Raw genomic sequence first — 10,895 nt, forward strand, 5'->3', positions numbered from 1 at the left:
CGGCACCGAGAGATTTTCTACCAGTTCTCTTTGCGCTTTTAACAGCGAATCTTTATAGGTTGAATAGTTAATAAAAAATGCATTCAAGAATGTATCTACTCGATTGTTAATCTGTTTTTCTAAACTAAAGAAGTCGTACTTGAATTGTTCCGCTTCTGTATATTTATTAATAAAGGACCAAATTGTTCTCCGAATTGCTTGTACCCATTCGAGCTTGAAAGATAAGGTGAGCGAGTGGGTCGCCCAAGCAATGCCTTCCTGTTTGGCAAATGCGAGAAGCTCTTCTTCTCTTCCTTCCATAATGCAGGAAACGAGGTGATGAGCATTGTTAATCAAGTCGATATTGCCGATTTGAAGAATGTCGTCTATTTTGTCTCTGACTGTTACAGCTTCATTCAAAAGTTCTTGCTCGAATACCTTCTTATTCTCTTCAAAGTACTTCTCAACTGAGTCATTGTTGAAGATACGGTCCATTCTTGCTCCCCCTTTTACATCTATGCATCTACATATATAGCCTTTTCAAAGCGGGAATAAACCTTTAATTAAAGATATTTTCGCTGGTAATTTAATACACTCATTTTCCTGTAAAAGAAGGCTTCCTTTTTTCAATAAATGCTTGGATTCCTTCCAAATGATCGGCAGTGCTCCGCATCGCTACTTGGGCTTCGCTTTCCATTTGTAGCATGTCCGCCAACTCGTTCATTTTTGAAGTGTGTAAAATCTTTTTCGACGCTAGCATCGCCTGGATGGGAGATGCCAGCAAGTGTGCAGCAAGTCCCGAAACTGCTTGTTCCAGCTGCCCACTAGGAACGATTTGGTCCACCAGCCCCTTCGCCTCTGCCTCTGAACCGGTCATCACGTCGCCTTTCCAAATAAGTTGCTTCGCTTGCGGGACTCCAATCCGTTCCTTCAAGAAGAAGTGGCCAGCCCCATCCGGCACTAACCCGATGCCAATGAAATTCATCGCAAGTTTACTATCTTCCTCAGCAACAATGACATCACAGCCTAACGCCATGCTGAAACCAAGTCCGGCAGCCGCACCATGAATAGCCGCGATGGTCACTTGCGGCAAACTGTACAACCCTTTCGCCAGCCGGGACACATCCACCATCACTTTCCCGATATCCATCGGCGATTCCGGGTCAATCATTTTCTTAATATCCCCACCTGCCGAAAACGCCCGTCCCTCTCCTTGAAGGATCAGCACCTGCACCGACGCATCTTCTCGTAATGCCTCGAACGCATCCGCAAGCTCCTTCATCATCACATCATCCATCGCATTCATCGCTGCTGGACGATTCAAATACAAACGCGCAAGCCTTCCTTCTTTCACCAATTTGATTGTCTGATACATTATGACACCCCTTTTAAAATGAATAGCTGTTCATAATATACTATTCGGCGTATTTCGCTAAAATCCTTTAATCGGCGGGGATAAAGTATTTTCGCTTTGAATGGATTTGTTTTAAACTATAATTCTCCGCGTAGCTGGTAAACCGCAGTACTATGTCCAGGCAGGCCAGGCGTGTCTCAGACGCGCATAAAACGAGATAACCGCGCATTATACTGCCTTACCCGCGCATAAACCATTTTTATAACAGGCTACCTTGATTTGTATGGGTCTTTTAGTAAAAACCTTTGATTGGTCAAAGGCATTCAGCGCGACATCTTTTGTTCTACATCTTTTAATCCCCGCGAAGCAAGCAACGCACCCTCGAATTGGCATACCACAAAAAAACGCCTGGAAAATCAGTTTCCCACTGAATTCCTAGGCGGTTTTCATTCCTATTTATGCTTCCGAAACAACAGGGCGGTTCGGGAAAATTCGCTCTAAGTGTTCGATCTTTTTATCAATATACTCTTCAAACGTCAAAATGTACGCAGCCGGATCTTTCGGATTCTGGAATTGCGTTATCTTTTCAGTTACAGGGTCCATGAATTTGCTGGACGCTCCGCAGCCGATCCCGATGATCGTTTGAACCTCTTCCATGATGAGGATATTGTATATGCTCTCTTCTCCCGGTTTGGCGTAGCCGACATTTTCCAGATTGCCGAGGATATTTTTCTGCCGATACAGATAGTATGGAACATAGCCGTTTGAGGCAGTCCATTGCTCGCCCTGTTTCATCATCTGCTCGACAGTCACTCGGTCAGCAACCCGGTATTTGTCCTTATTGCGGGTCATTTCCGAGGCGCGCTTGAATGATAGCGTATGAATCGTCAATGATTCGGGCTGCATTTTTTCAGTTTCATTTAATGAATGCTGGAACTCGTCCAGCCCTTCATTCGGCAAGCCGATGATGAGGTCCATGTTAATGTTTCGCATGCCCATGTTTCGAGACATCCAAAACTTGTCGATTGTTTCCTGTACGGTATGATGGCGTCCGATCGCTTTCAACGTCTCATCCGTATAGGATTGCGGATTGACGCTGATCCGGTCGATTCCCCATTTTTTTAGCACTTCGATCTTTTCAGGCGTAATCGTGTCCGGGCGCCCCGCCTCTACGGTTACTTCTCGCACTTCCTTCATATGTGGAAATGAGTCATACATCGTTTGATAGAGAGCGTCCATCTCATCTGCTTCAATGCTTGTCGGTGTGCCTCCGCCAAAATAAATGGTCGTAATTTTAATATCCCGTTCTTTCAGCCATTTGCCGATTTCGCGCATTTCTTCGTGCAAGCCATCCAAAAATGACTCAACCCGTCCATTTTTCCGATGGATGGCATACGCTGGAAATGTGCAGTAGGCGCATTTCGTTGGACAGAATGGAATTCCGATATACAGACTTACTTCGTTTTCCAAGTCATGCAGATCAGGTATCGCACCTAATTGCACGTCTGCTATTTTCGCCAATAAATCCACTTTCTCCTGAGAGATCCGATGCTGCTTCATTAGCAATTTCTTTGTATCCGCTGCCGTTAGTCCTTCATTACGATACTTATGATATAACTTTGTCGGGCGGATGCCGGTCAATATTCCCCAAGCCTGCTCCATCCCTGTAGCCTGCTCCAGTGAATCGAGGAAGAGATGAGAGTAAATCCGTTTTAACTGCCGGTTGCGCTGCTTCTCGTCTCCTTCTTCTTCCTTTTCCGAGAAAGCAGAATGGTATACATGTCCGTTCCACTTCAATGTGGATTCCCCGCTCCATATGCCTGCTGCCTGCTCGACAGTAAATTCAACTAGAATTACATCGTCTGTGCCTTCTATTTCAATTTTCGCCTCTTCAAAAAACAGATTCGCCAGATGGGTGAACATGCGAATCCAATCTTGTGGAAACGATTGCTGTAAAATGATTTTTTGCAATGGAAGTACCAACTTTCTTTGATTACTCAAATACCTTTCCACATTGTATCAAAAATCCCGAAAAACCGCTTCTCGAAATAAAAAAACGACCTGATGACAGGCCGTCCATTACGTTAGGATATCGTTTGGTATAATTCTTGCACAGGCTTCATAAGTACCCGATTGACTTCTTCGATCAAGCCGCTCAGCTTCATTTCCGCTTGCAGCAAGTTCATAATCTTCTCATTTTGTTGCGCCAATTGAGCTGTTTTTTGTGCATACTCAAATTCTTCAGGGGCAATTTCTTCCCCTTTCATTTGCTTCTCCTGCAACGTCACTTGGATTTGGCGGAAGCTTTTGAAAAGCTCCAATGCCGTGGAATCTGTTTTTACTTCGTTAATTGCTTGTTCGACTTCCGCAAATTCATCCGTCTTGCGAAGTGTTGCTTCCAATCGGTTTACGTCATCATAAATATTTACTGTCATAGTATTTCCCCCTCAGTTTATGTTGTAAAAAATACGATCAAGCCTTGCACGATTCCAATGAGTCCTCCGAGCAAAGCGCCGAGAACGGTGATCATTTTAAATTCCCGTTTGGAAATGCCTAATACTAAGTCTTCCAACACGGCAACCGGAAATGAATCCACTTGCTCCCTGACAATTTCATCTAGCTTCAACCTGCTAAGAGATGCCTCCAACTGCTTTTCTGCCTGGTCGAATGCAAACCCCACAAGCTTCGGCGTTATATGGGCCGAAGTCCAATCGGATCCTGACGGCCAATACTCGGCCAGTGTCTTATCCAATCTTGCTTCGATCGCAAGCTCCTTTTTAGCATATGCTTTGATGGAAATGAACAGTCCATCCCAATCGAAGTTGCCGATCAGCTCTTCCATCGGACGCTTCGTCAGCTTATTCCACTCTTTCTCGAGCAAGGAATGTACCAAATTATATGTCCCCGGAGCAGTGATAAATTTCAATGCTTCCCGCTGAACCTTTTCGACGAGGGAGTTCGAATCTCCGAATAGCATGTTCAACATGCCGCCGAATGTTCCTTTGGATTCCAGAAAATCATTGATCAGCTTCTGAAACATCACTTTTCCTTCATAGGAATCAATATAATTCTCAGCACTTTGTAAAATGTGATTCGTAATGGTCGGCAAATGTCCGCTTGCCTGTTGAAGCCATTGCGCCGGCACCACTTCCTCGACTGTCCCGGTCATTAATTTTTCGCGTACGGACACCAATTGCCCGTCTATGACCGCCATGAACTTTTCTTCTGCTTTCCCTGCAAATTCAGAAGCGCCTGCGACTGCTAGCCAATCGTTCAGTGTCTTGTCAGATTGGAGAATATGCTCATCCAGCTTGCGCTGCACAAATTGTTCCGCTTTCGCTTCCATTTCAGGAGTTAGCAGTTTCTTCCGGAATGTCTCTGGGGTCAATAAATAATTCGTGACAGTCTTCCCTAGTTGCTTGGCCAATTCATCACGCCGTTTCGGAATTAACCCCGGGGTGAAAGGTACTCTCCAGCTGCCAATATATTTCGGTTCATGCGGCCTGAAGAGCATCTTGATGGCTAAATGGTTCGTAAAGCCGCCAATCAAAGCCCCGATGACTGCCATGAACAGAAGTGTCCATATGAAATTCATCGCTTCACCTTTTCCTACTTAGTTCCGCTACATTATAACAGAACCATGGCATAGGCAAAAAGAATAAGGTCTGCTTGACTATAAATCATTTCAGCCACTTTCCATCGCTGTCTATCCCAATCTTCTTTCCATTCCAATACATTTCAAGCGGATATACCTCGGATGCCTTCTTCGAAAAATACCACCGCCTGCCTGGAGGGACGAGCACAATGTATGTGTCTCCTCTTCCTAGGAAGTTTAACTCATCCGGGTGGATATCCGTCCCCTTCCTGAGTGGGATGCCGGCATCCAAAAGCTGTTCTCCGACTCCCTCCACATCTGGCGTAACGATGCCGACTTCGCTAATATTTAAGAAGGACTCTTTCGTCAAATCGCCAAACAAATCTCTTTTTCGCCTGCCAATCAACTCGACGATATTACCCGCAGGATCTTCAAAGTACATCGAATCTGCATTGAAACTGGAGAAATACACCTCATCCCGTCCGTCTTCCCAATTTAATGAAAGCCGGTCCTTGATGAAATATTTCATCATGGAGAATTGATTTCCCGGAATATTGAATGCGAAATGATAAAATGCGGGCTGTTCTGTTTCTTTGAAGGTTACTTCTGATTCACCGACCCGAAATGTCATCTGCCCTTCTGACTGCTCGACTACGTCCAGCTCCAGTAAATCTACGTAAAACCGTTTCAATGCTTTTAATTTATTTGTATAAAATGTCGCTGATTCAATCATCCCTGGATTCTCCCGTCTGTTTTTCCCATCATTCTTGAAAGCAATTTATGCAAAAGTATGAGAGTAAAGTATAGAAGCAATGCACCCAAGACTAAATTCCATAAATCAAAAAACAGATGTTGTAAGTTACCCGGTTTAAACAAGTCAGCCGATACGGCAATCGGTTCTTTTCCATAGTATTCAACCCAGCGAAGCGGCCAGCCGAAGCGATATCCGGGCTGTGGAATAATTAAAGCAGAAAGCGCAACAAGTAAGACACATAAGCCGAATAACTTCTTATAGCGCAGCATATTCTCCCCCCAATCCTAGCTATATTCAGCATCACATCACAGTGACTATTTCAAGAATTATTGGTAAACTATTATACAACAATTCTAACATATCTATGTTGCAGCTGTCCCGCGGCTGTACATACTCAAAGGAGGAGCACGATGACAATTCAATTTCGAAAAGAAGAAGAGTTTTTTACTTTCCATGACCCGATGCAGGATGGCAAACTAATTGATCGTCAGACAGAAGTTCGGTTCGATCCGCTGACAGGAGAAACAGCGCGTATCATCTTTGATCCGGGAGCACCTTTCACTCCTGCTGATTTTACTGAAGAAGCTGCTGCAACTGCTGGCAAGAAGTGTCCGTTTTGTGCTGAGAATGTTTTTGTTTCAACACCTAGATTTCCGGATGAATTATTCGACGGGGGGCGTCTGATTCATGGGGAGGCCGTCGCATTCCCGAATCTTTTCCCTTATAGTAAGCATAATGCTGTCGTCCGGATGAGCGATCAGCATTATGTGAAGCTGGATGAATTTACAGTGCCGCTTATAAAGGATGCTTTCATGACCGCGCACCAATATGTCGAGAAAGTCACGGAGTTTGATCCGAAAACGACATACGCTTCCATCAACTGGAACTATCTCCCTCCCTCTGGAGGCAGTATTATTCACCCGCACATCCATGTGCTCGCTTCTGAACATCCAACAAACTATCAGGCAAAGATTGCCCTCTCTTGCAGGAACTTCAGCGAACGTGAAGGCGAGGGCTTTTTTGAATCATTGGCAGCTGTGGAGAAAAGAAATGGAGAGCGTTGGCTCGGCACAAAAGGATCCATCGAGTGGGTTCATGCCTTTGCTCCGCTCAGCCATGCCGACTTTATTGGCATAATCGGTGCGGCCGCCTTAAAGGATTTGACGGATGCACATTATGAAAGCTTGGCGGAAAGTCTAACAGCATTCTTTGCTTATTTTACACAAGCCGGCATTAACAGTTTTAATCTAGGCCTGTTCATTCCCCTCTCCGGTTCCCAAGCCGAGCGGGTCCACATTCGCCTCGTTCCAAGAATGACGATTGGCATGTTGAAGACGAGTGATATGAATGTTTTCAATTATTTACACGGAGAACCGCTTTCTTTGAAAGCTCCGGAGGAAGTGGCGAAGGCGGCCAAACTCCATTTTGCAGAAAACTAATAAGTAGGTGTTTTTGATGAAAAAAGAAATAATTGACCGGACTGGACGTCCCGTTACTTTTAATTACCCACCCAAACGGATCATTTCCTTGTGTCCGGGGATTACGGATACTTTATTCGCTCTCGGATTGGAACAAGAGATTGTCGGCAGAACACGTTTTTGCAAATATCCTGAAGATCGTGTCCAATCGGTGCCCGCTGTGGCCGGGACAAAGGACTTGAAGCTTGAGGCGATTCTGGAAGCAGCACCAGATCTCGTCATTTTAGAAAAAGAGGAAAACACGAAGGAGATGGCAGAGCTCCTGGAACAGCATGTGCCTGTCTATGTGGCGGAAGTGCAGACGGTCCAGGAAGCATTGCAAATGATTGAAACGATAGGCGACTTGACGGATCGCCGGCTTCAAGCAGAAAAACTGGTGGCAGAAATTCAGCTTGAATTTGAAAAATTGTCGGCTCGAGCAGGTGCGCGGGCCGCTTATGTCATCTGGAAGAAGCCATACATGGTCGTCGGAAAGGATACGTATATACAAGATGTATTGCAGCGGCTCGGATTTGAAAATCCCTTCCTACAGAAAGAAGGCCGTTACCCAGCAGTGACCCCTGATGATTTTCAGAAAGCACAGTTGGATACGATCTTTTTAGCTTCTGAGCCGTATCCTTTTAAAGAGAAGCATCTCGAGGAATTCAGGAACATGGCGCCTGGAGCTAATGTCGTTCTGATTGATGGCGAGATGCTATGGTATGGGCCGCGAATGCTTGAAGCACCAAACTATTTCATTAGAAATCTAGGTATGTAATCATCCCTTATATGCCCAATATACTAACTGGTTATACTTTACATAGTTTGATAGGCATGCTATCATCCTCTATGGTATCTATACTAAATGTGATACTAATGACTCATTCAAACCATAAGAGGTGTATACATTGTGAAACGTTTTGCATTTAAGAGCGTTGCTATGAAAATATTGGCCGGTTTCGGTATTGTTATTTTATTGATTTCTTCGTATAGCACGTTCAATTTCTACACAAACAAAAATGAAAATAAGCAAATGGAAGAAATCATTGATCGGCAAACCGAGTTGTTGATTGCCAATCAAGTATTATCCAATACTCTATCTTCACGAATTTCGTTCGTACAAGGCTACTTGCTGACTGGACAAAGTGTCTATTTAGATTTGTTTGATCAATATACGGAACTCGGAAAAACAAATGAAGACATTGTCCGCTCTTTGGATGACAGCGAAGAATTTGACACGCTTATCCAGCAAACCGTCACATGGCGAGAATATATTAAAGAGGAAGTATTTAATGAATACGATCGGGGCAATAAAGAAAATGCCCTTCGCAACATGATGATTTCAAGCAATGACTTGAAAGTAATCAAAGATGGCTATGAGCAAATGGCTAAAGAGCGTGAGGATCAAATTAAAGCGATGGGTGCAGACATGCTCAAGCATAGTAAAACAAATTCCATCATTGGAGTTATTACGTCCATTACGATTACGATTCTCGCCATCATTGCAGCATTGGTGACAGCACGTCTCATTTCCAAACCGATTCAGTCCGTCACGACTCGCATGCGTGCGATTGCAGATGGCGATATTAGCCAGGAAGCATTAATTACAAACTCAAGAGATGAGATCGGGCAGCTAATCGGAGCGACGAATGAAATGAACGCCAAGATGCATTCTATTCTTCAACAGATCAACGAGGTGGCAAACACGGTCGCTTCTCATAGCGAGGAGTTGACCATATCGGCTAATGAAGTGAAGGCCGGATCTTCACAAGTTGCCATGACAATGCAGGAACTGGCAGTAGGTACGGAGCGACAGGCTTCACATGCCGGGGATCTTGCTTCTTTAACTGCTTCTTTCCATCAAAAAGTGCAAGAAACGGATGAAAGCGGTGCGAGGATTCAAGGGTATTCCCGCCAAGTCAGTGACATGGCTTCCGAAGGGAATCGACTCATGGACTCGTCTATGAATCAAATGGAGCGCATTAACCAAATCGTCCGTGATTCCGTTGACAAAGTGGAGAGATTGCAAGACAATTCAGCTCAAATTTCATTGCTTGTTTCTACTATTAAAGATATTGCCGAGCAAACTAATTTACTTGCACTGAATGCAGCTATTGAGGCGGCACGGGCTGGCGAGTCCGGCCGTGGGTTTTCGGTTGTTGCTGATGAAGTGCGGAAACTGGCCGAACAAGTGGCACTGTCTGTCTCGGATATTTCATCTATTGTATCTCGGATTCAGCATGACACGAGCCAGGTCACGAACACCTTAAAGGACGGTTATAGCGAAGTGGAGTCCGGTTCGGACCAATTGAAGAATACCGTTCAAACATTTGAACGGATCAATGAAGCAGTCAATCAAATGGAAACCGGCATTGCAACTATTGCCGGCAACTTGAACGAGATTGCCGAAAACAGCCAGCAAATGAACCAGGCAGCGGACGATATCGCTTCGGTCTCACAAGAGGCGGCGGCAGGTGTTGAACAAACTTCTGCTTCGGTTCAGCAAACGTCCAGCTCCATGGAGGAAGTCGCAGCGAGCTCCGAGCAGCTTGCCAAGCTAGCGGAAAACCTAAATGGTCTCGTAAGGCAGTTTACATTATAACGTCAAAAGGGCTGTCATGAATGTCTACTGACCTTCAGACAGCCCTTCTTTTATCCGCCCATCGCATTATAAATCGCCGTCATACGGATGGCATGCTCCATCTCATCATGCATCGCAATGAAAATTGGATTATATGCCTGCTGGAATGGTATACTCAGCAGCATAATCTTATAATGCTCAACTGAATCCAGCTCATCCACAAGCGCCCGCCTAGCGCACTCTTTCAAATCATGGCAGGCAACCGGTTTTCTAGGATTTTGAACAAACGTCCCGGTCATCATATAATAGAGCTGTTGCATCATCTCATAATGGCTTTTTTCATCTTCGTACGCATGTTGAATGAAATCCCGCCATAATTGATTATTTGTCTGCTCATACATGAATTTGTAAAAATAATAGGACCGATATTCGTCCTCAATGGCCTGCTTTAATTGATTCACAAACACGGCAGCATCCTTTCGCTCTCATTTCTTCACTCTATGCATGCGAAAGCTGCCATATGAAAGGAGCGATCTCATTGCTGCAGCATTTCAACTATAAACCAATGTATACAGAAGGCACACTGCCGGGCTGGACTTTTTCTTTTTTCTATCAGCAACAACGCTATACAGGAGATTATATGCCGGACGGCGAAATCCGGTGGACCGGAGACACACCACCTGAAGAAGAGACGGTCAAAAAAATGATCCATGAGCTCATGACGTTTCACGTCTATGAATGAAAGATTTAATTCCACATATACTACCTTCCGATGAGGAGGAGATACGGATGGATAAAGAAAAATCACCGGAACAATTGCGGAAAGAAAAAGAGCAATTGAAAATCCAGGACCAAAAAACCGAAAATGTCTTCGAAGACAAAAGCCGCGTTCCAAATGAGCAAAATGCTTGGAAGGAAACGCAGCCTGAACGTTTTTAATGACGAAAGGGTTGGAATCGAACTGAGTTCCAACCCTTTTGAGTGTCTACAAATAACAGCTAGTCTCTGCTTCCCTTCCTTCATGGACTCCTTTCCTCAACTGACGTCATCTGGCACTGGTGCCATCCTTTGATTGGTCAACGGCATTCTTCGCGATGTAGCACTTGCATTCCCATGTATACTTTCGCGGTTTTCCTAGCCCCACTAACTGATGCTGGCGCGCAAAGGGTGCCCTG

Annotated in this window: 12 protein-coding genes and 1 pseudogene; 5 read left to right on the top strand and 8 right to left on the bottom strand. The window is 44.7% G+C overall.

All coding sequences use genetic code 11. From position 1 onward, the window contains the following. The 7 genes and pseudogenes from NCCP2222_RS15530 to NCCP2222_RS15560 form a co-directional block, all read right to left on the bottom strand. A pseudogene (locus NCCP2222_RS15530) lies at positions 1–474 on the bottom strand (STAS domain-containing protein); the annotation flags it as partial. 100 nt (positions 475–574) lie between these two features. After that, positions 575–1,357 carry an enoyl-CoA hydratase gene (locus NCCP2222_RS15535; protein WP_248513284.1) on the bottom strand — a complete coding sequence of 261 codons (783 nt, stop codon included), beginning with the start codon at positions 1,355–1,357 and terminating at the stop codon, positions 575–577. A 432-nt stretch (positions 1,358–1,789) separates the two neighbouring features. Continuing rightward, positions 1,790–3,304, bottom strand: a complete 1,515-nt coding sequence (locus NCCP2222_RS15540) for a coproporphyrinogen III oxidase (protein WP_248513285.1) — start codon at positions 3,302–3,304, stop codon at positions 1,790–1,792. Between the two features lie 113 nt (positions 3,305–3,417). Further along, positions 3,418–3,768, bottom strand: a complete 351-nt coding sequence (locus NCCP2222_RS15545) for a YlbF/YmcA family competence regulator (RefSeq protein ID WP_248513241.1) — start codon at positions 3,766–3,768, stop codon at positions 3,418–3,420. 17 nt (positions 3,769–3,785) lie between these two features. Then, a complete protein-coding gene (locus NCCP2222_RS15550; RefSeq protein WP_248513242.1) occupies positions 3,786–4,928 on the bottom strand; it encodes a DUF445 domain-containing protein in 1,143 nt (380 codons plus the stop codon). An 85-nt stretch (positions 4,929–5,013) separates the two neighbouring features. Beyond that, complete coding sequence (locus tag NCCP2222_RS15555) at positions 5,014–5,661, bottom strand: glyoxalase (protein ID WP_248513243.1); 648 nt, start codon at positions 5,659–5,661, stop codon at positions 5,014–5,016. Next, entirely contained in the window at positions 5,658–5,951 is a 294-nt protein-coding gene (locus tag NCCP2222_RS15560; protein WP_248513244.1) for a hypothetical protein, read from the bottom strand. Before NCCP2222_RS15560 ends, NCCP2222_RS15555 begins: the two co-directional genes overlap by 4 nt. A 141-nt stretch (positions 5,952–6,092) precedes the next feature. Between NCCP2222_RS15560 and NCCP2222_RS15565 the strand changes: the two genes are divergently transcribed. From NCCP2222_RS15565 to NCCP2222_RS15575, 3 genes are all read left to right on the top strand, one after another. After that, on the top strand, positions 6,093–7,121 hold the full coding sequence (locus NCCP2222_RS15565) for a hypothetical protein (protein ID WP_248513245.1): 1,029 nt from the start codon (positions 6,093–6,095) through the stop codon (positions 7,119–7,121). 16 nt (positions 7,122–7,137) lie between these two features. Next, positions 7,138–7,917: an ABC transporter substrate-binding protein gene (locus NCCP2222_RS15570; protein WP_248513246.1), complete on the top strand. Its 780-nt coding sequence runs from the start codon at positions 7,138–7,140 to the stop codon at positions 7,915–7,917. A gap of 132 nt (positions 7,918–8,049) precedes the next feature. Continuing rightward, the gene (locus NCCP2222_RS15575; protein ID WP_248513247.1) at positions 8,050–9,741 is read left to right on the top strand and encodes a methyl-accepting chemotaxis protein; all 1,692 of its coding nucleotides are present in this window, start codon (positions 8,050–8,052) and stop codon (positions 9,739–9,741) included. 50 nt (positions 9,742–9,791) lie between these two features. Here the strand turns inward: NCCP2222_RS15575 and NCCP2222_RS15580 are convergent, their stop codons facing one another. Beyond that, complete coding sequence (locus NCCP2222_RS15580) at positions 9,792–10,181, bottom strand: ferritin-like domain-containing protein (protein ID WP_248513248.1); 390 nt, start codon at positions 10,179–10,181, stop codon at positions 9,792–9,794. Between the two features lie 77 nt (positions 10,182–10,258). Between NCCP2222_RS15580 and NCCP2222_RS15585 the strand changes: the two genes are divergently transcribed. Next, the gene (locus NCCP2222_RS15585) at positions 10,259–10,462 is read left to right on the top strand and encodes a YheE family protein (RefSeq protein ID WP_248513249.1); all 204 of its coding nucleotides are present in this window, start codon (positions 10,259–10,261) and stop codon (positions 10,460–10,462) included. A gap of 47 nt (positions 10,463–10,509) precedes the next feature. After that, positions 10,510–10,659 (top strand): hypothetical protein, encoded by a 150-nt coding sequence (locus NCCP2222_RS15590; RefSeq protein ID WP_248513250.1) that lies wholly within the window; start codon positions 10,510–10,512, stop codon positions 10,657–10,659. The last annotated feature ends 236 nt before the right edge of the window (positions 10,660–10,895 follow it).

Origin of the sequence: Sporosarcina sp. NCCP-2222 (assembly GCF_023168145.1) — a bacterium.
Lineage (GTDB): Bacteria > Bacillota > Bacilli > Bacillales_A > Planococcaceae > Sporosarcina.

Coding starts and splice junctions, on each gene's coding strand:
- NCCP2222_RS15565 (WP_248513245.1), top strand. CDS start 6,093: ATGACAATTCAATTTCGAAAAGAAGAAGAGTTTTTTACTTTCCATGAC.
- NCCP2222_RS15560 (WP_248513244.1), bottom strand. CDS start 5,951: ATGCTGCGCTATAAGAAGTTATTCGGCTTATGTGTCTTACTTGTTGCG.
- NCCP2222_RS15555 (WP_248513243.1), bottom strand. CDS start 5,661: ATGATTGAATCAGCGACATTTTATACAAATAAATTAAAAGCATTGAAA.
- NCCP2222_RS15550 (WP_248513242.1), bottom strand. CDS start 4,928: ATGAATTTCATATGGACACTTCTGTTCATGGCAGTCATCGGGGCTTTG.
- NCCP2222_RS15545 (WP_248513241.1), bottom strand. CDS start 3,768: ATGACAGTAAATATTTATGATGACGTAAACCGATTGGAAGCAACACTT.
- NCCP2222_RS15590 (WP_248513250.1), top strand. CDS start 10,510: ATGGATAAAGAAAAATCACCGGAACAATTGCGGAAAGAAAAAGAGCAA.
- NCCP2222_RS15570 (WP_248513246.1), top strand. CDS start 7,138: ATGAAAAAAGAAATAATTGACCGGACTGGACGTCCCGTTACTTTTAAT.